We start from the raw sequence: 24,641 nt of genomic DNA, 5'->3' as shown, positions 1-24,641 counted from the left end.
TGCACGCCAAAATGTGCAGCTACACTCATCAACAAGCACATTCAACCTTTTGTCCTGTTGTATGGGCTTTAGTGCCCTCAGTCGCATACCCATCAAATTTCCACCATTCAATACCACCCATGAGTTCTCTTACATTGAAGCCTAGACGAGCCATATTCAATGCGCCTTTGGTAGAAGCATTGCAGCCGATGCCGTCGCAATAGGTCACATAAATAACGTCACGATCCAGGTGTTGAGTGGTGGTTTCGTTCATTTCCCTATGAGGAATGTTGATGGCTGTTGGTATATGCTCGGCTTCATAACCAAAGGGTTTTCGGGTATCCAGTGCTATTACTTTTTCTCCTTTATTCAGGGCGTCAAATAAATCTGACGGGTCCATTTCGTACGCTAGTTTATCTTCGTAATGTTTGATTTGTGCATTCATTTTGTTATGTTTTGTTTTCTTGATTGATTGTAGCAAAACTACGATACAGCCTAAAGCAAGAAAAATGAAAAGAATTGATGCAAATCATCAATTCTTTTCATATAAATCTAATGGACAAATTGTGTTAATTTGCTCTATTGATCAATCAGGTTATGGAAATCAGACATTTACGGCTTATTAAAGCCATTGTAGAGGAGGGTAGCATTACCAGGGCTATAGATAAACTCCATCTGACCCAATCGGCATTGAGCCATCAACTTAAAGAGGCTGAATATCAGTTAGGCACAAAGATTTTTTTGCGTACCAACAAAAAACTGGTTCTGACGCAAGCCGGAGAAAAACTCTACCAGACTGCCAAAGAAATCATTAATAAATTGTCGGATACTGAAAAAGAAATCAAACAACTGGTATTTGGCGAAATAGGTGAAATCAGAATCAGTACTGAATGCTATTCGGGCTATCACTGGTTGCCCTCCGTAATAAAACAGTTCCAGAAACTTTACCCCAATATTGATTTAAAAATTGTGATGGAAGCTACGCATTATCCACTGCAAAAACTATTAGCCAACGTACTGGATATTGCTATTGTAAGCGACCGAATTAAAGATAATACTATTAAATATCTGGAGCTTTTTCAGGACGAAATGATGATGGTAGTTTCTGAAAACCATGCCTGGGCTAATAAGAAATTTGTAGTAGCCGAAGACTTTACAAATGAACACCTGCTTATCCATTCATTACCATTAGAAACTGTTACAGTACATCAATTTTTGTTAGCACCTGCCAATATAAGTCCGAAGAAAATTACGCCATTGCCACTCACAGAAGCTTCTATAGAAATGGTAAAGGCTGATATGGGAGTGATGTCAATGGCTAACTGGGCATTGAGACCTTATCTGAAAGATACGGGTTTGAAAGCGATTAAGATCGGGAAGCATGGCTTGAAACGGAAACATTACGTAGCTATTATGAATAACAGAACCTACCCCCAATATTTCCATCATTTTATAGAGTTTTTGCAGACCGAAATTAATCTCCAATGGAATACCAGATAAGAGCCATACAAGCGCAAGACCTGCCAGCCTTAGTAGAATTATGCCACAAACATGCTGAATATGAACACGCTGACTATAACCCAATCGGCAAAGAGGAGCAACTGAGCAAAGTCCTTTTCGCAGAAACCCCAAAGCTATTTTGCTGGGTAGTAGAAAGTAATCAGCAATTGGTAGGGTATGCCTCTTATACTTTCGATTATTCGACCTGGGACGTAGGTACTTTTTTGTATCTTGACTGCCTTTATTTAGAACCCGGGTGCAGAGGCTTGGGTATTGGTGAAGAAATTATGCAAAAACTCAAAGTAATTGCCCAACAAAACAACTGTGTGAATATCCAATGGCAAACCCCTGATTTTAATACAAGGGCTATCAGGTTTTATGAGCGTATGGGTGGAGTTGGAAAGAATAAGGTTCGGTTTACTTGGGATTTATGAAAAAATTAAGCTTTGTCTATGGCAATTTTTTTATCTTTAAGCATTACTTGTGCAAAACCACCAATAATTAGAAAACTATAAAATGCAGCAACAAGAGCAGCTCATACAACATTATATTAAATCTTATAACAACTTTGATGTTGAGGGCATGTTAAGAGATTTAGATGAAAACGTTCAGTTTGAAAATATCTCTGGTGGCGAAGTAAATATGAGCATTCAGGGCCTATCGGCATTCAGAGACCAGGCAGAAAAAGCCAAAGCCTTTTTCTCAGATAGACAACAATTGATTAAAAGCTTTCAGCATAAACATAATCAGACAGAAATTGAGATTGATTATCATGTCATTCTAGCCATTGACTTACCTAATGGACTAAAAAAAGGCGATGCCCTCGATCTGAAAGGAAAATCTGTTTTTACTTTTAATAACTTAAAAATCATTGCAATTACTGATATAAGCTAAACCATGACAACAAAACCTACACAAAAAGAAAAGGCATTGAAACTCTATGCCCTGCACCATACAGGTAAACTATTGATTTTACCAAATATCTGGGATACTTTGGGAGCATTGCTATTAGAAAGTCTGCAATTCCCTGCCATAGCCACCGCTAGTGCCTCTGTGGCATTTTCTAATGGATATAATGATGGAGAGCAGATACCATTTAGTGAAGTACTAATACGTTTGAAACAGATAGCCAGTAACGTAGACATTCCGGTAACTGCTGATGTGGAATGTGCCTATGCCGCCACAGACCAGCAATTACGTGAGAATATAGGGCTATTAGTAGATACCGGAATAGTAGGTATCAATATTGAAGATACAAATATTAGTTCTCATGGACTTAATTCGATTGAAGAACAATGCAATAGAATCAGAATCATTAAACAAGTAGGCCAAGAAAGAGATATTCCGCTTTTTGTGAATGCCCGAACCGATGTGATAATTCATGGAAACCTTTTTCCGAATGAAGAGGCAAAGTTTGAAGAGATAATTAAAAGAGGTTTAGCATATAAGGAGGCCGGTGCTGATTGTTTTTACCCGATTCTGATGAAAAAAGAGGAAGATTTAAAGCGATTAGTGGCTGCTATTGATTTCCCGATTAATGTGTTGACATTCCCTGGTATTCCATCGCTGAAAACCCTTGAAGAAATCGGCATAGCCAGAGTAAGCCTAGGGCCAAATTATTTAAAATTAGCTCTTAAAACCATGAAAGATATGGCTTTGAAATTGAAAGATTACGAGGGCCTTGACGAGATTGTCAATAACGATGTAACAAGCGATTATGTGAAAGGATTAGTAAATAAACGTCTTGATTAGTAGTTTTTATCGATTGTTTGCTTTGGTGCGTGGCATAGAGTTTTTTAGCTATAAACCAGAACAATATTTATCAACACAATTGATTAAAGTTATGGAAACTACACAAAAGAAAACGAAAAAGGATACTAAGGATAAGTATTCTAATGCCACAAATGATGATTTTTCGGGAACACAAAGTAAAGAGTATGCAGGTAACCGCAAGTCTGAATCTAGTATAAATGATCCTGGTAGTGTACGCCGTTTAAGAGGTTTAAAATCAGATACTGACGCCGGAACCACAGGCAGTGGCTCAGACAACAGGCTTTAGTAATTGATACCAACAAAAACGCGATTCGGTACTTATCATCATTGAATAATAAAATACGTGGTCTTCGGTACGTAGGATATAAAATCTATGTTTGATATTATTTTCTAAGATTGGCTCCATGATTTTTTTAGTTTAATTACGCGATAATCTTTATCGCGTTTTTGTTTTTATTGAACCTATATAGGAATAAATAAATACGCTCATATATAGCTTATAAAAAATTATACCAAAACCTCTAAGATATGACTTAGTATAAGTTTTTTCCAGGAAGAAATGTGAATGACCTATCTTTTCCCCAATATCTTTTGCTTATCAAAAATTACTAGTATACGTGTGTTTGTTCTTCCCCGCAAACCTGTTGGCTGTTGACATTCTGCTACAAATTGACCCTCTTTTCTGGTAATTTTCTACCAGGTATGTTTTTACAATAAATATAATAAATATTCAGTAGAATCTTAAAATGATTACCTGTTTTTAAGAACAAATGGTATCTGGTATAGTTTAATAGTTAGAATTACTTAACGGTGCTAATATGAAAACGAAGGCTGTAATTTTTTTAATAAGTAGTGCTTTTATCTTAAACGCCTGCATGGGTCCAAAAACGTGCTTGTATTATGTGAGCTTTACTAATAAATCGAGCGAACCTGTTCAGTTTGGTTGGGGTAAGCGCGCCGCAGGTAAGGTAAAAATGGTAGAGGTAAAAGGTGAGAATAGCGTTGATTTTAGTTTCTGGACAGACGAACTTCCGTTGGGAAGTTTTCCACAGGACGGTGATTCTATTGTTGTTTTACTATCAAATGGCAAGAGAATTATAGATGTAAAACAATGTGAGATTCTGAATGGGGATATTAATTGCAAACAGGATTCCCGCAGTTTCTTTAATCCAAAGGCTTATTCAAGATACCAGAGTAGTTTACTCAATAAAAGTTGCGGAGGCGTAGAATATGTATTTACTGATACTGATGCCATGAGGGCTAGATAATGTGATTTTAGCTATGAAAAAGACAAAGTTTAAATATACGATAGATTTGGTTATGTTACGGTTGTTTAGGATAATGAGTATATAATAAATATCAGGTTATTATAAGTGCTTTTTAGTCTTATTAATTCAAGGTATCTTCAATAATTGTTATTTACAACTATAAAGTATGATAGAAGCCAATAGTTCTAACCAGCTATTGGCTTTTTTTATTATAAATAATCTCCTATAAAATCTTCCATAAGTATAAAACTTATAAAATCGGAGCAAATAATTTGTTAAAAATATGCTAAATGCTTGTATAGGAATAATTTAGGTATTTGCTTTGCATTATTTATAATTAGTCTAAATAAAAATAATAAATGAAATACCTCTATCTAACTACTCTCTGCTTATTATTTTCTTTAATTGCCTTGGGACAAAAGGGAACAATTAGCGGAAAAATCTTATCAAATAAAGGCGAAGCCGTACCCTTTATCTCTGTTTTATTGAAAAATACAAGGGTCGGCAATGCTACTGATGAATCAGGGCATTTTACCTTATCTACTAAGCCAGGGAAATACACTTTAATTATAAGAGGCAGTGCCTATAATCAGGTAGAAAAACAGGTTGAAATCCTTGCCAACCAGATACTTGAACTGGGAGATATCACAGTAGAAGAAAACAATAAGCTATTAGATGAAGTAGCTGTAACTGCTGATAGGGCTGATAAATATGTAGTATCAAAACCCTCAGAATCTTTAAGGTTAAAAGCCGATTTAAGAGAAATTCCGCAAAGCATCAATATTGCTACTAAACAGACCCTATTAGATATGGGCATGCTTTCCAAGGGGGAAATTGCTCGTATATCAAGCGGTATTACCAAAAGTTATGGCGGAAATCTGGACATGACGTTGCAAATCAGAGGAACAAATGCTACCTATGGCACTTATAGAAACGGTGTAGGCGGGCCTATCTGGTGGAATGCCCAGGAAGATGCCGCTATGATTGAGAAAATAGAATTTGTGAAAGGACCCGCAGGATTTATGTTGGCAAACTCAGAACCTGGTGGTCTGGTAAATACTGTTACGAAACAAGCCACGCACGAAAGAATAGTTCAGGTAGGTTTTGGTATGGGTAGCTATAATCTGATGCGCACGAATGTAGATTTAGGAGGCGACCTCTCTCGTGATGGTAAACTGAGTTGCAGATTTAATGCAGGTATACAGCAAAACAATGAATTTTATCAGTTTGGTGCTTTCAAACGTCAATTTATTGCACCTGTTTTAAAATATGAATTGAACGATAAAACCAGTATTACACTCGAACACAATTATGTAAAAGCACAGGCACAGGAAAATACCCATTCATCTATCTCAATCAATGGCGATATGTGGGCTTTACCGCAGAATCTGGCTATTAATGACCCTAACCATGATAAATTCTGGGGAGAAGATGTTTATACAAGAGTGCATTTGGTGCATAAACTAGCCCCAAAATGGACGCTCAATGCGCAAGCAGCCTATATGACTACTAACTGGGATGGTACTACTTTAAATCTGGCGGGAATTTCGCCTACCAAAGATACCTTATACCGCGCCAATTCGATGAGTAACTGGTTTGGGCAATTAACCAATATGCAGTTGTTTCTGGACGGTAAGTTTAATACAGGCGCAAAAGCAGAACATAGTATATTAGCAGGCCTTGATTTCGGTGATGGCAGCGAGGGTAGTACTTCGGGAGGTACCTGGGGCGACCTTACAAGATTCCCTTTAGTTATTAATAATCCCACGTATTACCTGAGTAAAGATAGCTTGAGCTATCTCACCGATCCTTACGTATGGCGTGCTACTAACCGCTGGATGGCTGTATATGTGCAGGATCATCTAAAATTATTCGATAAATTAATCCTGACGCTTGCTGGAAGATTTACTGACCTGACCACAGGTCAGGATTGGAATAGCGCTAATGATCCTGCTTATGAAGTGGTTGACAAGAAGTTCACTCCTCGTTTAGGTATCACGTATCTTCTGAATAAAAATGTATCTTTCTATGCTTTGCACGACGAAAGCTTTGTTAGTCAGCGAGGTGCTATTTTTGGTGGCGGCCGATTACCGGCTCTTACTGGTTCGAATAATGAAATTGGCGCAAAGATTTCATTGTTTGACAATCAATTGATTATTAACGCATCACGTTACGACATCAAAAAGAATAATGTAGGCACCGCCGACCTTTTGCATGACGGATTTTATATAAAAACAGGACAGATACGCAGCAGAGGTTTTGACTTTGATGTGATGGGTAAACTCAATAAAAATATCAGCATAACTGCTAATTATTCTTATTGCGATGCCCGTATCACGAAAGATGCTGATTCTACAGTTATTGGTTTATATAATGGTGGCACTGCCAGAAATCTGGCAAATGTATGGTTGAAATATCAGTTTACAGAGGGTACTTTAAAGGGCCTTTCGTTTGGAGGTGGTTTACAACACACAGGTCAGCGAAGTGGTGTGCAACCCGGTTGGAACGCCATGGAGGGTAACAAGTTTTTACCTGCTTACACGCTCTATGATGCTGCTATTTCTTATCAGACCGAGAAATTCAGTATAGGTCTTAATGTATATAACCTTAGTAATACCAGATATGCGGCTAATGGCTGGTGGTATCCTGAATTTAAAGAATGGATGTTTGATGCCGGAGTACCTCGCAATTTCAGATTACAGACATTGATCAAATTCTAGATTGCTAAAAAAGGCATTAATTCTTGAATAACTTTAAAGCAGAAGATATTGAGTAGCTTGCTCAGTATTTTCTGCTTTTTTATGAACTAAAACCCCATAACTTTTTAACTATGGAGAAGTTTTATAGAATATACTGATAGTAGCAGTTAAGAACGAGAATAAAAAATATCAGTAACAGCAAAACATACATAAGGGAAAAGTCCTTTATAAATGTCTTTAATAGGGATGTGCAAGTCATGGTTGTTATCTGATTTGAAAAATACAGGAATTTTGTATCTCCATAATAGCATAACACAATCATATTGCCATTTCACTGTTTTATATATTAACTTCCAACATATAATAACCAAATCTGATTATGAAAAAATCTATTACAATCATTCTCCTTACTCTTTTAGCAAATAGTCTCTTTGCCCTTAACCCTCCACCCAATAAAAAACTAAAAATTCAGATAAATAAGAATGTTGAACTATTAGGATTAGCCTACTTTATCGGGTTTGAGGGAGTAGATATTGAAAACAAAACAATAGATGTGAGGGGTAGGAAAATGGCTAAAAAAGACTGGCATAATTACGGATACTTCATCTATGAAAAATATAAGAAGTTTGCTGCTAATGAAAGCTTACTCGCGGGCTTTACAGTAGCCGACCACCTATGGTTAGATTACCTGATTGCTCTTCTGGTACAGATAGAAGATTTTCCGAATGCAAAACTCACCGATGCCATTCCTGAATCTTATTTTATCAATTTCTCAAAAACCAAAAACCTCAAAGAGGCAAAAGAGAATGCCAAAATTTTTCTGGATGGACTAAATACCTTTTATACACAAATAGACTTCAACCAATATCTGATTGATTCAAAAAAGTATTACGATAAAGCCATTGAAGAAGTAACGCAAGGGCTACCGGAAACTGACTTTATTAGTGCGATGGAGAATTTCTACAAATATGGCTTTGATAGCTATACTTTAGTGCCAAGCCTCACTATTCCCAAAGGTATGGGCTTCGGCGTGCGATATTCCTCTGGTGAAAAGACACGCATCTTTAATGTATTTGGCGCGCTTGATTTCCAGAGTTTCTTAAATACCAATGATTTGCAAATGGGTTTTACTGATAAACAGCGTCTGCGGGAATTAAGTGTACACGAATTCGGCCATTCGTTTGTAAACCCTAGTATAGATAAATTGCCTGAAAAATTGATAACAGATACGCAACACCTGTTAGAACCCATGAGATTAGCTATGTCAAATCAGGGATACAATACCTGGCGGGCATCTTTGTATGAGCATTTTACGAGGGCAGGTGAAATCATGATTGCCGAGAAAATAGGAGACGCCCCAGGAGCTAAAAAGCTACTGAGTTACTACCTGCAGGAAAGGCAATTTAAGTATATACCTACTATTCTTATTGAATTAAGTAAATATGATAGCGGTCAGTACAAAACTTATGATGAAGCCGTGTTGGCAGCTATGAAAGAGATTGAGAAGAACGAATAGGCAAACTATTATTGAAAATATTTCTTCTAATTTTAAATAATAAAAAAATTGATAATCAGAAAGGGTTTGAATATTTTTGGAACTCATTCAATTTATTCATTAAGTGACTATGATTCATGACTAAAAAAATGCTTTCAATTATTATTATTCTAAGTTTTTATCAAGCATTTTCACAAAAGAAAGATACGCTTTATTATTACAACTTGCCACACCAGATTTTTACTAATTCCAGCGAAAGAACATTAGATTTAAGTTTGAGCCAGCATTCCAGAAAATTGTTAGATGAAAATATTCATTCTGTAATACCTGAAAATATAGTACTGATTAGAATAGAAGACTCTACAATTTTGGACAGAAAATCTGTTAATAAACACCTTGTCAGGCTTATTAATCAATTTGAAAACGAGGGTAGGATTGGGAAAAAAGGTTTAAGCGATACAGTTTCTCTATTCTTGGATAGATTGGGTCGTAAGAATATTATAGTCACGTTGGGAGTAGGTCAGAAAAATGGCATACAAACTTTAACGCCAGGTGAAAAAACAGTGAGCACAGTGGCAAGTGTGCTTATGAGAGGACCCATACCTACCATTATATTAGGTGGTGTTCCTTCTACTTATGCCGTCAAGGCAAATACTTCTCTTTATTGTATAGTGTTAAACAAGGATGAAAGAAAGATAGACTATTATAAAAGCAGAAATATAAATGGAGCTGCTTTTAATGATAAAGTGATAAAATCATTGCTCGGGAAAGTAGTGTCTCCCTATTTCTAAAAAATCACTAAATGCATTATTTTAAGAGACACCTTGCATGCCATATACTGGTATAGGTTTTTTATGGGGATTATTACATCCATTAAACTTTAATATAAGTTGCCATGAAAAACCACATCACACAAATTGTTAAACGTACTGGAGAGAAACTGAGGAAACTATTTGTAGATGGTCTTAGAGATATTTATTGGGCCGAAAAAAAACTCATACAATCTTTACCCAAATTTGCCATAGCCGCTACATCAGAAGACCTACAAGTAGCTTTTGAAACTCACTATACTGAAACACAAGAACATGTAAACCGCCTTGAAAAAGTATTCAGTATTATACATGAACCAGCAAAAACGAAGAAAAGCCCGGCTATGGTGGGCTTATTAGATGAATGTAACGAAATCATCAAATCAACAGAAGAAAACAGTGTTGTAAGAGATTGCGGGCTCATTTTTGCCACACAGAAAGTTGAGCATTATGAGATTGCTTCTTACGGTACACTAAAAACAATTGCCAGTATTTTAAAGTATAATCAGGCGGCAGAGTTGCTGCAAATAACTTTAAATGAAGAGATCCAGGCAGATAATAAACTGACAGATTTAGCCGATGCCTATATCAATATGGAGGTAGTGCTTGAATAAAATAGAATTGAAATTAAGCTGAAAAAGAAAGACCTTGCTCATGAGCAAGGTCTTTCTTTTTTTATGTCTTTTTTTGCTAAAAATCATTCCCCTTTATTGATTTCGTCCAATTCTTTCTCTTTTACTTTAGCTTCCAATCCCTCTTTTTTAATGCCGATTCTGATATTAAAAAAGAGACTCATATAGATATTGGCTACCCAAACCAATGAAAAAACGGCGATAACATAACCTCGCCAATCAGTAAACAATAACTGATAATCAGTGATGATAATGAAAAGAATGCTCACATAAAAACTAAAACAGTATTCGCACGTGAAAACGTAGAAGAATTTCCGTTGAAAAATTCTTTTGGCTTTTTGACTTTGCTTTTGGCAGTATTCTCTCGGTTCTCTGAAAATCTCTTCGTGGGTAACTGTCCATGCAACACAGGAGATAGGAATTGCCAATACAAAAAGCCAGATGATTTGTGTGTAAAGTGCCATAGAATGAGAGGTTTAAGATACTTCTGTCTACCGAAAAGCATATTCCATGATTTTTTGGGGAATTATTTCTACAAAACGGACATTTATATGGCTTTTTGGCTTTTGCGATTATTCGGAAAGTCCTTTTTATCAGGTAATTATTCTTCAAATGCTAAAAATACCGTGTTTCCCCCTTAGAAAATGCGGGTTTTCCCTCTATTACCATCAAGTGGTTTACTTTATTTTTGTAACTCAAACTGCTACTGAATCCATGAAACTTAAACCGGATAGCCATGAAAAAGATAGTAGTTGCCTCAGTTCTCGTATGCTTCATAGTAGGTTGTGGGCTGAAACGTACCATTCAGGATACAGCCCAGGACCTTACTAATAATACAGCTGCCATGATAGACGATGCTATAAGCGAAATCAGCCATCAGTCAGAATCATGGCAGTCTACCCTGCAGGAATTAAGTGATAAATTGACAGACGAAGCCCAGAGTACCATACGCACAGAAGTGCAGAATCTGGCTAATAGAACCATTGCCGCTGCGGGCTCTGAGATTCGGTGTAATGTTGATTTTTTGGGTGCAAGAGTCATACAAGCGCTGCAACGTATAAAAGCAGAGTTATTGAAGCAACCTATACCTGAGCGCACACCTGCCATCTGTCAGGTAGTACCAACGGCCATAGATATGAACCTGACGCCTAACCGAAGAAACAAGGTTGATATTTCAGGCTATGATTTTGATAATCAGCCTTTAAAGTTATTTCTTATAACCAATAGTAATCAGAAAATTGAGGTAACTAATGCCATTAACCGACTATCGCACTATCATATGGTATTGAATTTAGGAAGCAATGGAGTGATGCTTAATGAAAACAGCAGCCGGCTTGTACTGGAATATAAAGATGGACAGATGTCTTCTATTGCTGTTACCCAACCTGTTGTACCCGATTGTAAGGAAGAAGAAAGGTCTTTTGCTCCTGATATAATTACCTATACGCCACCACGTACCCGGGGCGATAGAGAATATAATGCTAATGGCCCGAATGTGAGCGCAAGGGTGAATATCTTTGTAGAGGGTAATACCATAAAAGCCAGGGTTCAGATGCGTGCCCGGGAAACCAAAAGCGATTGGACTACTGCCGAGGGCTCAGGTATTTTTAATATTTATACGGCCCCATCAAACAGAAGAATTATTGGTATAGTAAGTGATAAAGAAACAAGCGCCAGCTATATAGACAGCGGTCACGCGGAAGATTTCTTTGAAAAAGGAAGTGGGGAACTCATTAAAAGGTTTGCTTTTGTAGGTGATACCGACGGAGATGAAGCCGGAACCCGCACCCGGGTAAAAGTAACTTTTAACCGGGTTGTAGTAAAACTCAAAGAAATTGGAAATTGTAAAGAGTAGGTTTATTGAAACGTATATACTTACGTGCTACAAAAATATCAAATGAAACAAGTGTCTTAAGATTTAGAGTCCCTGAAATGCTTTGTCGAGAACATTTCAGGGTTTTCTTTGTGCCATCCAATAGAAATATCCTGCTATTGGCTTAGTTAAATTATTGATTAAGGTCTGTTACTGCCATATTTGCTCTAAAAATTTCTTTATGCGCTTAAATAACTAACTGAAATGATATTATTCTGGGTTTTCTGGGGCATAGATGCTATAGTAGCGTTGATAGCCCTCTATTTCTTTTTTGTAGGATTAGCTGATGGTTCTGTTTCTTCTTTTAATATGGGTCTATGGCTTGTATTACTAATAGTATTGGCAGGAGTGCTATTTGGCTCGCTTGCCCTAAAGGCAGCCGGTAACCTGAATGTAGCAAAAATTCTGTCGGGAGCTTTGGCTGTGCCTGCTTTGTTGTTTTTGCTTTTCTTTGTCGTTGTGATAGCCTCCGGCGAAAAATGGAATTGAGCGCCGCTTAATTAGCTTTATTTACTTTCGTCCATAGAATAGTCATAAGCCCTGACAAACCACCCAGAATAAGCCAGTAAATCGGTGCGGCCATAAGCAAGACCAACTGTGGTGCTAAGCCGGGGTCATAATTCGTAATCTGGTGCTTTTCTGCCGGGTGGCTCGAAAGGTAATCAGAGGTTAAAGAAAGATGGGTTAATGTAATGCTTATGCCAACGGTAAGGGCATACCAGAATCCTGTCCAGAAATAACTTTTAGTATTGACTTTTGCTCCAAAATACCCAATGGCTACAATCATCATAGGCCAAAGAAAAAGCTCAAATTCAGGCGGTAACACGTAAATAGTGAATAGCCCGATAGCTATACCGGCTACTATGGCATACAGATAGTTTTTATACATGGCTAAGTCCTTTATCTACTTAGGTCTTACTCTCTTTCCGGTATATACACATGAAAAGTAGCACCAATATTTGGTCTACCAAAAACCTCAATGAGCCCCTCATGATTCTGAACCACCTTCCGACAAATAGTCAGACCGATTCCTGTTCCAGAATACTCTGTCTTGCCATGCAATCGTTGGAAAAGTTCAAATATCTTATGCTCATATTGTTGTTCAAAGCCTATTCCATTATCAGTAAAACTCAGTTTCCAGTATTTTTTGTTATTCATAGCCCTCGGGTCATTGATGTCTTCACCAGGCATCAACGTGGCTTTAATCGTGATAATCGGGGCTACATCTTTCTTACTGTATTTAATTGAATTAGAAATAATGTTACTGAATAACTGATAAAATTGTGTTGGAATAATGGTTAACGTTGGTAAATTATCTGATTGTATAACCGCATTCTTCTCTTCAATTCGTTCACTCAGGCTTTGCTTGGCATCCTCCAATAGCGTATTCAAATCTGTTTTGGCAAAGATAGCCTCATCAGTTGTCATCCTTGAAAAATTCAACAAATCAGCCAGCAAGCTTTTCATACGCTGCGTTGACCTGATGATCCGTGAGAAATAATCTTTGGCCGTATCAGACAACTCTTCTTTCAATAAAATGCGCTCGGTAAATGCCTCAATCTTATAAAGCGGGTCACCTAAATCGTGCGAAGCTATATAGCTGAACGAAGCCAGTTCGGCATTACTGTGCTCTAATTCCAAATTCTTGCTTTCGAGTTGTTGAAAGGTCTCACGCAGTTTCTCTTCTTTTACTCTGAGTTCTGTTAAATCAATACTTATACAGAACATACCTGTTATAGTCCCTTTTCTATCTTTCCTTACATTACCCTTAGAGTAAATATAGCGTAAATCGCCCTGCTTGTCGTAACGGCGGTATTCAGTTTCAAATGACTCTCCGGTTTTCCTTGATTGTTCAATGGTATTTTTTAGTTTTTCAATATCATCGGGGTGAACATTTCCCAAAGTATCATAAGTTATCACAATTTCTTTCGGCTTATAGCCGTACAAGCGATAGGTTTCATCAGACCATTGAACGGTATTTGTCGTAAAATCAATCTCCCAGCTTCCAATTTTACCTATTCGCTGCGACTCTGACAATTGTGCCTCACGCAGTTGAAGATTTCTGTTTAATAAAACATCTTCTGTTACATCCTGCAAACTGGCTACCAGCATATTCTCTGAGCCTAAACTCAGAATACTACCTGTACCCTTAATATATTTAAGTGAGCCGTCTTTGGCATAAGCCCGGAACGACAATTCGCTGATTTTTTTCTTTACTAAAAGTTTCTTGCTAATTTTCTCTAAATCCGGCAGGTCGTCTGGATGGACAAAACCTTTCAGTTTTTTCATAGTAGGAGCAAACTCCTTAGGCTTATACCCAAAAATACGGAAGAGGTTATCAGAATACGTAAACTCATCCGTTTGCAGATTCCAGGTCATACTTCCCATTTTAGAGCTTACCTGTGCTCCCTCAAAGGCTCTGTTCTGAATAATCAGTTTTTTATTCAGATCCTCCAGTTGTGCCTGCGTGCGGCTCAGGTGCTCCTGACGGTTAATCAATTCCTGATTCATACTAATCAGTTCTTCATTACCTGACTGTAACTCCTCTTTAGAGGTTTCTAACTCTTCATTCAGCGTTTGTAATTCTTCACTACTACTTAATAGCTCCTCATTGGCATTTTGTAACTCTTCATTGGCAGCTTCCTGACTTTCAGTTATATTCAGAATATCCTGACGTATCTGCGCCAATTCTTTTTCAAGTTGCTCAATGTGCAATTCTGCTAGACTCTTTTTCGCTTTGCTTGGGCCTCGTTTATAAGTTTCTGGCTCTACAGGTAATATAGCTCGTTTATTAAACACAATCAGAAAATGTAATGCTACCGATTGCATCAAGGGAATAACCTCTATAGAAACCAGATAAGATTCGCCTCCTTGCTTGACGAGTATATTTTCTTTGATAACAGTCTCTTTTTCTATATGTGCCTTGTGCAAGAGATTGCGTAAATCAAAAGCCAGCTCCTTACGTACCATTTTCAGCACATTCAGGCTCGCCTTACCGGGCGATGGCATGAAAAACAAAGAGGTGTCACCCCTGAAATGAATAATATCATTCTGGTCGCTGACAATCACACATGGCGGTGTATAATGATTTAATAATATCTCATCAGCATTTTTCTGAAAATCAGTTTGACTTATCATGGGTGTATGGATAGTATCGGTTTTGTAATTTCTGGTTTCTTCCATACTATCATGAGAATCTTGTGTAAAGTGACTGGTTGTATATTTTCTGCTAAAGAACTTATCATGATTGCTGATGAGTGTAAACAAATCTGACACGACATTGGCTGTTTCAGACTTGCCCAACCACAATACCCCTTTTTCCTTAAGTGCATAATGAAAAGTGGTAAGGGCTTTTTTCTGTAAAAATGTAGTCATATAAATGAGCACATTCCTACATGAAACCAGATCTATTTTTGAAAACGGAGGGTCTTTCAGGAAGTTATGCACGGCAAAAACACAACTATTTCTGATAGACTTATTGATCTGATAGGTGTTATTATCAATTTTAACAAAATATGTCTCTAATAAATGAGGCGGAATAGCCTGCACGTCCAGAACATTATAGACACCCGAGCGGGCTTTAGCAATATTACTTTCTGAGATATCTGTGGCAAAAACCTGAATTCTGATGTCAGGCGCTCTATGTGAAAGAAACTCATGCAGACTGATAGCAATTGAATAAGCTTCTTCACCCGATGAACATCCTGCCACCCATACCCGTACAGTACTCTGACTTAATTTGTTTTCAAGTAAATGAGGAAAGACCCTCTCTGTTAAAGACTGAAAAGTTTTCGGGTCACGGAAGAAAGAGGTAACTGGTATCAGGAAATCCTTTAAGAGTTGCTCCAGTTCTTCTTTGTTGTTTTTCAGCAACTCATAATATTCTGTTACATCCTCACAGCGGCATAAACCCATACGTCGGGCAATACGTCTGCGTAGCGTAGATTCTTTATAATAGCTGAAATCAATGCCCTTATGTTGGCGGATAAAGAAGATGATTTGTTTCAACACTTCTTCATAGCTCCTTGGAATTTCCTTATCATCTTCATCAGGATAGTTCTTATCTACTAACTGCTGGAGTTTCATCAATTGTTCCGGCATATTTTCTACAGGCAACAAAAAATCTACTATTCCGGCTTCAATAGCATTTTTCGGCATATCAGGGAAACTAGCTGTATCAGGCTCCTGGGCGAAAGTGATACCTCCATTTTTTTTAATGGCCTGCAGACCCAAGGTACCATCTTTACCTGTACCCGAAAGTATGATACCAACGGCATTGTTCTGATGGATTTCTCCCAGTGAACGGAAGAAGATATCAATTGAATAAACAAAGGGAGCATCACCTTCTCTTGGTAATAACCTCAATATACCATCCACAGTAATCAGTATCTTATTCTGAGGAATAGTGTAGATGTGATCAGGTTTAATATTTACTTCGTCACTGATTTCCAATACAGGTAACTCGGTAGATTTAGATAAGATTTCTGGCAGAAGACTCTCATGGTCAGGGTGTAAATGCAAAACCATGACATACGCCATGCCAGAATTTTTAGGTATTGCAGTAACAAATTTTTGAAAAGCTTCAACTCCTCCGGCAGAAGCCCCCAAACCAACTATTGTGAAATCTTGTGGGACTTTTGTGGAAGGTGCAGAACGTTTTTTACTCATGATGGACAAGGGTTAGTCAAGTCAAGTGGGTAAGGTTATATGCTGAATAGTGTCAGTAAAACTTTCATGTTTAGGAGAAACCAAAGTTATAGTTTTTTTTTTAATTATGTTTAAAATTACCGTCTCGAATTGATAAACTATTGCTTTTTTAATTAAACTGTCAATTTTATATGACTTATTTCATATAAATGAGAGCATCTGGTGTATAACCCTATAGAGTTTATTCCTCACGGTTTTAGCAAATGGTCAGGGCCTGAATTTTTCAGTTTATATAAAATCATTGAGCCGATTTTTACGTTTTTTAAAAGTAACGTTTTCACCTTATCTCCAAATACACTACGCCTTATGCTGAAAAATACAACTAAAAAAGGACTTTGTTATGATTCGAGCCATAGCATTAGATAATGATTTTTCTTCTTTAGAACGCATAGCTGAATTTTGCAAAGCAATAGAATTTATTGATTTAAAGAAAGTTTTTTCGAGCGTTGAAGAGGCCAGAGTTTATTTAGAGAAATATCCTGTTGACTTACTGTTTTCAGATTTTACCTTGCCTGAAATAAATGGAATTGAGTTCTTTCAATCTCTTGCACAGCCTTGCAGGGTAGTATTTATTAGCAGCTCTAATGAATTTGCAGCAGAAAGTTATGAACTTAATGCGATAGATTACCTGCTCAAACCCTTTAGCTTTCAACGCTTTCAACTGGCGTTAAAAAAAGTAAAAGACCTGATGAAGGGGCAGCATGCTACTCAAAATACCGGGCAGTCACAACTGTGCTTTCGGATAGATTACAGTTTGGTAAAAGTAGCCATTGAGGATATACTGCTGATAGAGGGTTTAGACAATTATCTGAAAATATACCTGGATAACCAGAAGCCTCTGATAGTGCGCTCAACGATGAAAGCCATCTTAGCTAAACTTCCGGCTGATGAATTTGTTCAGGTACATCGTTCTTTCATTATACCTGTCAGGAAAATCGATTCGGTGAGAAACAAAGTCATCAATATTGGGGAACAGGAGGTACCTATTGGTAATAGGTACGAAAATGCTTTTTTTCAGCTTTTTGGTATATCATAAGTTACTCGCCACAACAAATCCGATATTCGCCACAATTTGACCAGTTCTATGGTCTTTTGGTATCCCTCTTTAAGCTATAATACCAGAAAGGTAAATATACCTCAACGGAAAAGATTAACCATACAATTAAAATCCTCTTTTTATCATGAAAACGAATCGATTATTTATTTTGGGTTTAGCCATGATTTTTGGCTTAGCATTTCAAGCTTGTGAAGATGACAATGAGCCAGCTATAATGAACCCGACAATTTCAGGTCTTACTTGCCCAAGTGCTGTTTTTTCAACTAATGCCGTAAGAGGAACTGCTTACACAGGTACTTTTACAGTACCTTATACCGGAGGTAACGGAATGGCCTACACAACCGGTACCGGTATTTCTTCAACCGGAACAACCGGTTTAACAGCGACCTTAAATTCAGGTAGTTTGATGTCAGGGGGTGGGAATTTAACTTATGCAGTTACGGGTACTCCTAGTACGGCAGATACCGTGCGTAATGCATCCTTCCTGATTAACTTTGGCGGGCAGACCTGTTCTGTAACTATGCCTATTTCTCCCGCAAATTCGGGACAATAGGATTATTCATATAGTGAATTCTGGTGTATAAGAGCCGTGAAAATTTTCATGGCTCTTATTTTGTGTTCACCATCTGTTAAACAGAAGAAATAATAAATCTTTTCGGGTTTTAATTTGTAGTATAATTAGCAACCTTATTAAACTTCAAAAATATGTCATGGAATCCTGACACCTACAATAAATTCAAATCAGAAAGATTTGCTCCATTTTATGATTGTCTGAATCTGATTACAATCAGACAGGGAATTAATGTGATCGATTTAGGCTGTGGAACAGGGGAATTAACCAGAAAACTGGCAGATGCATTGCCGGAATCAAGAGTACTAGGAATTGATTCCTCAAAGGAAATGCTCAATGATTCTAAGGCTTTCGAAAACGAACAGATACAATTTGAATTGAGAAGTATTGAGGATCAGGTAAATGAGATCACTAAATACGATTTGGTTTTTTCGAATGCCGCTATTCAATGGGTATATAATCATGAAGAACTATTGCCGAAGATTATTGCTATGGTAAAACCCGGTGGCCAACTGGTGATTCAACTCCCCGACCAGAAACAGAATTTATCAAATCTTATCCTAGACAAACTGGCTACAGAAGAACCTTTCGCTTCGGCTTTGCAAAACTGGAATCGAAACACACCTGTATTGGATATGGAGAGATATGCCCAGATACTTTTTGAGAACGGTAGCCAGCAAATGACTATTTTTGAGAAGATTTACCCGTTGGTGCTAAAAGATTCTGATGCACTATACGATTGGGTTTCTGGAACGGCTTTGATTCCTTATACCGAAAGACTGAGTGGAGAAACGAAAGAACAATTCATTGCTGTTTATAAAGAACGTCTGAAAAACAGATTCCCTAAATCTCCTGCATTTTATCCATTTAAGAGAATCATTATGGAGGCGAAATTTTAACCTCTAGCAGTAAGCTTTTATAGATTGGTATTGTATCTTTGTTGAAAATATATTTGAATTTTACAACAAGCGTATGGAGACCGTTTCAATAGAAGAGTTTTATAAACAAACGAGCTATAAGAATGATGATGGTGACGTGATTTCGCTTTTGCCCAAAGATTATAGCCGTGAAATCGGGCATTTTAATGTATTCAACATTGAAGAAATCACCAAGCAAATCAGGGAAAAACCGGTAATGCCTTATAACCGACGAGCCTATTATAAAATAAGCTTAATCAGAGGCAGAAACAAGGCCGAGTATGCCGATAAAGTGATAGATATTGAAAAGAATGCCCTATTATTTGCTTCACCCAAAATACCTTACCATTATGTGCCGAAAGATACGAATCAATCGGGCCATTTTTGTGTGTTTACCGATGAGTTTTTAATTAAGAATAAAAGCGGGGTAGTATTAGACGACCTGCCTATTTTTAAATCAGGCGGCTATCCGGTCTTTCAGTTATCGGAAGATGAGGTTGAAGATATTAATTATATCTTCAAAAAAATGCACAAAGAATTATCGTCTGACTATGTCTATAAATATGATTTAATACGGAATTATGTGTTGGAATTAATTCATTACGGGCAAAAATTACAACCTCTCTCGGCGCTTTATACCAGTCATAATGCTGCTGCTCGTGTTTCCTCTTTATTTATCGAATTACTGGAACGCCAGTTTCCGATAGAATCGCCGCAACAAAAACTAAGCCTCAGGACTGCTAAGGATTATGCTGACAGGCTGGCTGTACATGTAAATCATCTAAATAAGGTATTAAAGGAAAATACAGGTAAAACCACAACCGACCTGATTAGTGGTAGGATTATTAGAGAAGCTAAGATATTATTAAAGCAAACTGACTGGAATATATCAGAGATTGCCTATTCGCTAGGCTTTGAAGAAGTAGCCCATTTTTCTAACTTTTTCAAAAAACAAACCTCTGTTACACCCCTGGGCTTTCGTGCATGATTTGATTCTTGCAAATAATGGATTGATGTTTGTAAGCAATGAGATGGTTTTCTGTATGACCTTTGTTTAATAGAAACTTTAATAAACTCTTGCAACATGACTCTCTTAAAAATCATTAGCGGCATACTTATTCTGATAACAGCCTTCCTGAGTTTCAAACACGGTTGGGATGGACTCTCAATGAAATCTGAAACCAACGAAATGGTCGCTGCCCTCGGCATCAGTAAACCTGTTATTCTAACTATCAGCATCCTCAGTCTGGCAGTTGGTGCTTTGGTATTATTCCCTCAAACCTTTTTTATTGGTAATGTTTTGAATGCCATGCTGATTGTTTTAATTATGGCTTTATCGCTAAAAACAGGTAATCTTAAAACGGCTCTGATAGAAATTCCTTTCTTATTAATGCCTTTGGTGATGATTTATCTGGGTTATCCTTTGAAGAAGTAAACTTTCGGGATATCAGAACAATGATTTAATCCTTCAATCGTATTGGTATCCATATCTCTTCTTCCGAATCTGTGTCGGAATTTTTATATTTTGCTCCTAACAATTCAAAATGTGGGCGGTCGTCAAGCAGATATTCAGAATTGGGTAGCCATGTGCTGAAAATATATTGAAATGTGCTGTTATCAGTACTTGAGCCCCTATGCAGGAAAACTGCATATAAGCCACCTGTGAGTGTAAATGGTTCCATTCCCTCTTGAATGCTATCAAAACCTTCTACCTCAACAGCTGCCCATTTTTCGAAAGTTGTATGTGGATTAAACTGCTTAAAGAAATCCGATGTATATAGTTGCATGGAATAAAGGTCAGTGCTGACAGCATTGGTTATGGCGCTACGATGTGGCATAAAACTTCGCCATAATTCACCAGTTTTATTGTCGTTAAAAGACATGGTCAGGTGCCTGCCTATCAGTTTCTTTTCTTGTAGTGTTTCTATTCTTGGTTGTAGCATAAAAATTCATTGAATTTATTAAACAAATTAAGCCATTTTCTCTTAAATGTAAAAACCATTAAAAACTACATTCATTAAGGAAATAACATTATTTTCTTTTATAGAAAACTTAAGCTTGTCCGTCCGCAAGCGGACAGAATTTGTCCGCTTGCGGACGGACACTTTTAATCAAATATGCCTCAGAATGGCCTGAAAGGCCGTTTTTATCTAGTGGCATTATATTTGTACGACAAAATAGAAACTAATCATTTAAACCTATGCATAGAGCAAATCTGGGCGAATTTGAAGAAATGGTTTTACTCATGGTAGCCATTTTAGATAAAGAAGCTTATGGGGTATCGGTCAACCAGGCCCTTGAAGAACATACTGGGCGGGTAGTGGCCTTTGGTACGGTACACAATACCCTAATAAGATTAGAGGAAAAGGGCTTTGTAAGTTCAGAGCTAGGTGGTGCTACGAACGAAAGAGGAGGGCGTCGAAAACGACTGTTTAAAGTTACAGCCTTGGGTAGCAGAACCTTGCAGGAAGTGAACGAATTACGTCAGGGGCTCTGGCAAATGATACCACCTCATACTCTTCGTTTAAGTGGATTATGAAAAAGCCAGAATCGGACAATATAGACCCTATGAAACCTGATATCCAAAGAGGTAGCTCACCACCCCAATGGATATACCGCCTGTTATTGTGGTTTCATCCTGAAGAGACATTAGAAGAAGTAACAGGTGATCTGGAAGAGTTGCATGCTTATCGTTATCAACGCTCGGGCAAATTCCGGGCATGCTATACCTGTTAAATGTATTATCGGTTTTACCACCCTTTGTACGTAAAAGACAAAGAAAAGAAAGCTATTATAAACCCTCAATCTTAAGTTCAGCTATGCTACAAAACTATTTCAAAATTGCTTTTAGAACCATTGCTCACAATAAGGTATATTCAGGTATCAACATATTAGGTTTAAGTATGGGTTTAGCCGCTGCCATGCTGATTATGCTTTATACCAAAGACGAAGTAAGCTACGACCGGTTTCATACTAATAATCCGAATATATATAGGATTGTGATAGACATTCATCATCCCAATGGCGAAACGGTTGGTAAACAAAGTAATACCGGGTATTTGCAAGGGCCAAAATTTGCAGAGGGTGTGCCGGAAATTCAGCATTTTGCTCGGTTTCAATATAACCAGAATGATATTAAAGAAAAAGACAATATAAAGAGCCTGGGAGTATACAAAGTAGACCGCGATTTCTTTTCGATCTTTTCATTTCCCATGATAGGCGGTGAGCCTAAAACAGCTTTAATAAATCCGCAATCGATTGTTATTTCAGAAGAGATGGCCGAACGACAGTTTAATACCACCAATGCTTTAGGAAGAGTTATTTTTCTGAAAGATACATATGGTAAAAGTAGCCAGTTTACGCCTTATATAGTTACAGGGGTTACAAAAAAATGCCCTGAGAACTCTAGTATCAAGTTCGATGCTCTGGTGCCTATGGTGGTAGAAAATGAAGTAATGCAGAATAAGCAAAAATGGTTTAGTTCTTCGCTCAACACATTTGTGCTGATTAAGCCAAATACCAGTATCAGAACCGTTGAAAACAAAATGAATCGGGTATATATGGCCGATGCTAAGGACATTATCACTGATATGGAGCAGAAGTATGATTATCACAGTAAAAATGTATACAAACTTCAGCCTTATACAGCTATGCATCTGGATGAAGAACTACCTCCCGAAAATGGGCTGGTAGATGGGAGTAACCCGATGTTTTCTTATATATTATCCGGAATAGCCATTTTTATACTTCTGATTGCCTGCATCAACTTTGTTAACCTTACCGTGGCCCGTTCGCTTAAAAGAGCGAAAGAAATTGGTGTAAGAAAAGTAGTAGGAGGCGGAAGAAAACAATTAATTCTTCAGTTTTTAGGCGAGTCGTATTTGCTTTGTTTCATTGCTTTCACTTTTGCCATAGCATTAGTACAGTTGGCACTACCTGTTTTTAATCAATTATCCAATAAAGCACTGGCACTTTCTTATTTGTTTGATGCTAAATTGATTGGATCTTACATAGTGCTCTTCATGCTAACGGGCATGTTAGCTGGTTTTTATCCGGCTCTGGTATTATCAGAGTACAGCCCTGTTCAGACCTTGTATAACCGATTCAATCTATCAGGCAGAAACTACCTGCAAAAGGGATTGGTTGTGTTACAGTTTTCTATTGGTTCTTTCCTTATTATCGGCACGCTAACAATTTATTCTCAATTTGATTACCTGCTCAATAAAGATCTGGGATATGATGATACCAACCTGATTAGTGTTGATAAATCGCGTTTAAGCCGAAATGAAGCACGATTATGGAAAGAAGTATTACTACAAAATCCGAATATCGTAGCTGTTGCTCCTAAAAATGGAGGTAGCTCAAATGATGGTGCAAAAATTAACGGCGATAAGCAAATAACCTTTAATTATGAAACCGTTGATGCCGGATACCTGCCTATGCTGAAAATCCCGATAGTGATGGGTCGAAACTTTTCAGCTGATTTCCCGACAGATTCTACCAAAGCGGTTTTAGTTAATGAGAGCTTTGTTAAAGAGGCCGGTTGGAAAAACCCGATAGGACAGATAATTGATTTCTGGTATAACGAAAATGACAAGTATCAGGTAGTTGGCGTAGTAAAAGATTATCATTTCTACGATTTAACCAGGGAGATTAATCCTCAGGTATTTACCATGAAGCCTAAGCGTGACTACGGTAGAATGTTTATAAAAATAAAGCCAGACTCAGAGACTGCTAGTCTGGCTCATATCGAAAAAATATTTAAAAAACTGTTCCCTTTTACGCCCTATACTTACAAATTTATTGACGAAGAAAATAAGAAAAGATATGAATCAGAAGCAAAATGGAAACAGATTATGTTTTTTGGTGCTATGCTCACCATTTTTATTTCCTGCATTGGTTTATTTGGTTTAGTAACGCTTTCAGCCGAACGTCGAACGAAAGAAATAGGTATCCGCAAGGTATTAGGCGCATCAGTCAACAGCATTGTTCAGTTGCTATCGTCTGACTTCCTGAAACTGGTCGTAATATCATTTGTATTTGCTTTTCCATCAGCCTATTATGCCATCAACGAGTGGTTAAAGGATTATCCTTATCGTATTAAAATCAGTGCATGGTTATTTGTAGGAGCAGCTGCATTGGCTATTCTGATCGCCTTGTTTACAGTCAGTTTCCAGTCGATAAGGGCGGCGATGATGAATCCGGTAAAATCACTTAAAAATGAGTGAATTAGTGATTTGATTTATTGAGTGAATGAGGGATTGAAACAAAGAGGAAATGAATTACTCACCAGTATATCATTTATTATTCATGATTTCTAATCACTCAATCGCTCAATCGCTCAATCACTAAATTAAAACT

At 37.4% G+C, this 24,641-nt stretch carries 25 protein-coding genes; 20 read left to right on the top strand and 5 right to left on the bottom strand.

Going from position 1 to position 24,641, the window contains the following annotated elements; genetic code table 11:
- Positions 1–28 precede the first annotated feature (28 nt).
- Positions 29–424, bottom strand: coding sequence for a rhodanese-like domain-containing protein (locus tag D0T08_RS18750; protein WP_116984213.1), 396 nt, complete (start codon positions 422–424; stop codon positions 29–31).
- Positions 425–576: 152 nt separating this feature from the next.
- Between D0T08_RS18750 and D0T08_RS18745 the strand changes: the two genes are divergently transcribed.
- The 10 genes from D0T08_RS18745 (at position 577) to D0T08_RS18700 (ending at position 10,137) form a co-directional block, all read left to right on the top strand.
- Positions 577–1,479, top strand: coding sequence for a LysR family transcriptional regulator (locus tag D0T08_RS18745; RefSeq protein ID WP_116984212.1), 903 nt, complete (start codon positions 577–579; stop codon positions 1,477–1,479).
- Positions 1,464–1,913, top strand: coding sequence for a GNAT family N-acetyltransferase (locus D0T08_RS18740; RefSeq protein WP_116984211.1), 450 nt, complete (start codon positions 1,464–1,466; stop codon positions 1,911–1,913). The genes D0T08_RS18745 and D0T08_RS18740 overlap by 16 nt, the downstream gene beginning before the upstream one ends.
- An 82-nt stretch (positions 1,914–1,995) precedes the next feature.
- Positions 1,996–2,373, top strand: a complete 378-nt coding sequence (locus tag D0T08_RS18735) for a nuclear transport factor 2 family protein (protein ID WP_116984210.1) — start codon at positions 1,996–1,998, stop codon at positions 2,371–2,373.
- Positions 2,374–2,376: 3 nt separating this feature from the next.
- Positions 2,377–3,231, top strand: a complete 855-nt coding sequence (locus tag D0T08_RS18730; RefSeq protein ID WP_116984209.1) for an isocitrate lyase/phosphoenolpyruvate mutase family protein — start codon at positions 2,377–2,379, stop codon at positions 3,229–3,231.
- Positions 3,232–3,322: 91 nt separating this feature from the next.
- The gene (locus D0T08_RS18725; protein ID WP_147322814.1) at positions 3,323–3,538 is read left to right on the top strand and encodes a hypothetical protein; all 216 of its coding nucleotides are present in this window, start codon (positions 3,323–3,325) and stop codon (positions 3,536–3,538) included.
- A gap of 616 nt (positions 3,539–4,154) precedes the next feature.
- Positions 4,155–4,520 (top strand): hypothetical protein, encoded by a 366-nt coding sequence (locus D0T08_RS18720; protein WP_147322813.1) that lies wholly within the window; start codon positions 4,155–4,157, stop codon positions 4,518–4,520.
- Between the two features lie 359 nt (positions 4,521–4,879).
- Positions 4,880–7,240 carry a TonB-dependent receptor gene (locus D0T08_RS18715; RefSeq protein WP_116984206.1) on the top strand — a complete coding sequence of 787 codons (2,361 nt, stop codon included), beginning with the start codon at positions 4,880–4,882 and terminating at the stop codon, positions 7,238–7,240.
- Between the two features lie 358 nt (positions 7,241–7,598).
- Positions 7,599–8,735, top strand: a complete 1,137-nt coding sequence (locus D0T08_RS18710; protein WP_116984205.1) for a DUF4932 domain-containing protein — start codon at positions 7,599–7,601, stop codon at positions 8,733–8,735.
- Positions 8,736–8,863: 128 nt separating this feature from the next.
- Entirely contained in the window at positions 8,864–9,505 is a 642-nt protein-coding gene (locus tag D0T08_RS18705) for a hypothetical protein (protein WP_158561305.1), read from the top strand.
- 104 nt (positions 9,506–9,609) lie between these two features.
- Complete coding sequence (locus tag D0T08_RS18700) at positions 9,610–10,137, top strand: ferritin-like domain-containing protein (RefSeq protein WP_116984203.1); 528 nt, start codon at positions 9,610–9,612, stop codon at positions 10,135–10,137.
- 83 nt (positions 10,138–10,220) lie between these two features.
- Here the strand turns inward: D0T08_RS18700 and D0T08_RS18695 are convergent, their stop codons facing one another.
- The gene (locus D0T08_RS18695; protein WP_116984202.1) at positions 10,221–10,619 is read right to left on the bottom strand and encodes a hypothetical protein; all 399 of its coding nucleotides are present in this window, start codon (positions 10,617–10,619) and stop codon (positions 10,221–10,223) included.
- A 272-nt stretch (positions 10,620–10,891) separates the two neighbouring features.
- On the opposite strand from D0T08_RS18695, the gene D0T08_RS18690 reads away from it, so the two are divergent.
- Together D0T08_RS18690 and D0T08_RS18685 are read left to right on the top strand one after the other, a co-directional pair.
- Complete coding sequence (locus D0T08_RS18690; protein WP_116984201.1) at positions 10,892–12,010, top strand: hypothetical protein; 1,119 nt, start codon at positions 10,892–10,894, stop codon at positions 12,008–12,010.
- Between the two features lie 222 nt (positions 12,011–12,232).
- The gene (locus D0T08_RS18685) at positions 12,233–12,517 is read left to right on the top strand and encodes an osmoprotectant transporter permease (protein WP_116984200.1); all 285 of its coding nucleotides are present in this window, start codon (positions 12,233–12,235) and stop codon (positions 12,515–12,517) included.
- A gap of 7 nt (positions 12,518–12,524) precedes the next feature.
- Here D0T08_RS18685 and D0T08_RS18680 read toward each other — a convergent pair whose 3' ends face one another.
- Together D0T08_RS18680 and D0T08_RS18675 are read right to left on the bottom strand one after the other, a co-directional pair.
- Entirely contained in the window at positions 12,525–12,917 is a 393-nt protein-coding gene (locus tag D0T08_RS18680; RefSeq protein WP_116984199.1) for a hypothetical protein, read from the bottom strand.
- 26 nt (positions 12,918–12,943) lie between these two features.
- Positions 12,944–16,696 carry a CheR family methyltransferase gene (locus tag D0T08_RS18675; protein WP_116984198.1) on the bottom strand — a complete coding sequence of 1,251 codons (3,753 nt, stop codon included), beginning with the start codon at positions 16,694–16,696 and terminating at the stop codon, positions 12,944–12,946.
- A gap of 379 nt (positions 16,697–17,075) precedes the next feature.
- Here D0T08_RS18675 and D0T08_RS18670 point away from each other — a divergent pair, with 379 nt between their 5' ends.
- From D0T08_RS18670 to D0T08_RS18650, 5 genes are all read left to right on the top strand, one after another.
- Entirely contained in the window at positions 17,076–17,771 is a 696-nt protein-coding gene (locus D0T08_RS18670; RefSeq protein ID WP_116984197.1) for a LytTR family DNA-binding domain-containing protein, read from the top strand.
- Between the two features lie 145 nt (positions 17,772–17,916).
- Positions 17,917–18,345 (top strand): hypothetical protein, encoded by a 429-nt coding sequence (locus D0T08_RS18665; RefSeq protein WP_116984196.1) that lies wholly within the window; start codon positions 17,917–17,919, stop codon positions 18,343–18,345.
- Positions 18,346–18,497: 152 nt separating this feature from the next.
- Positions 18,498–19,262, top strand: a complete 765-nt coding sequence (locus D0T08_RS18660; protein WP_116984195.1) for a methyltransferase domain-containing protein — start codon at positions 18,498–18,500, stop codon at positions 19,260–19,262.
- 73 nt (positions 19,263–19,335) lie between these two features.
- Positions 19,336–20,268 (top strand): AraC family transcriptional regulator, encoded by a 933-nt coding sequence (locus tag D0T08_RS18655; RefSeq protein ID WP_116984194.1) that lies wholly within the window; start codon positions 19,336–19,338, stop codon positions 20,266–20,268.
- A gap of 96 nt (positions 20,269–20,364) precedes the next feature.
- Positions 20,365–20,715 carry a hypothetical protein gene (locus D0T08_RS18650; protein ID WP_116984193.1) on the top strand — a complete coding sequence of 117 codons (351 nt, stop codon included), beginning with the start codon at positions 20,365–20,367 and terminating at the stop codon, positions 20,713–20,715.
- A 25-nt stretch (positions 20,716–20,740) separates the two neighbouring features.
- Here D0T08_RS18650 and D0T08_RS18645 read toward each other — a convergent pair whose 3' ends face one another.
- Positions 20,741–21,223, bottom strand: coding sequence for a GyrI-like domain-containing protein (locus tag D0T08_RS18645; RefSeq protein ID WP_116984192.1), 483 nt, complete (start codon positions 21,221–21,223; stop codon positions 20,741–20,743).
- A gap of 257 nt (positions 21,224–21,480) precedes the next feature.
- Here D0T08_RS18645 and D0T08_RS18640 point away from each other — a divergent pair, with 257 nt between their 5' ends.
- The 3 genes from D0T08_RS18640 to D0T08_RS18630 are packed head-to-tail and all read left to right on the top strand — an operon-like array spanning position 21,481 to position 24,508.
- Positions 21,481–21,819, top strand: coding sequence for a PadR family transcriptional regulator (locus D0T08_RS18640; protein WP_116984191.1), 339 nt, complete (start codon positions 21,481–21,483; stop codon positions 21,817–21,819).
- Complete coding sequence (locus D0T08_RS18635; RefSeq protein ID WP_116984190.1) at positions 21,816–22,016, top strand: permease prefix domain 2-containing transporter; 201 nt, start codon at positions 21,816–21,818, stop codon at positions 22,014–22,016. Before D0T08_RS18640 ends, D0T08_RS18635 begins: the two co-directional genes overlap by 4 nt.
- Positions 22,001–24,508 (top strand): ABC transporter permease, encoded by a 2,508-nt coding sequence (locus D0T08_RS18630; protein WP_310586269.1) that lies wholly within the window; start codon positions 22,001–22,003, stop codon positions 24,506–24,508. The genes D0T08_RS18635 and D0T08_RS18630 overlap by 16 nt, the downstream gene beginning before the upstream one ends.
- Positions 24,509–24,641 lie beyond the last annotated feature (133 nt).

It is taken from the genome of Emticicia sp. C21 (assembly GCF_003418935.1).
Taxonomy (GTDB): domain Bacteria; phylum Bacteroidota; class Bacteroidia; order Cytophagales; family Spirosomataceae; genus Emticicia.
The sequence above is the reverse complement of the archived record's forward strand: the minus strand, read 5'-3'. Positions and strand labels throughout refer to the sequence as shown.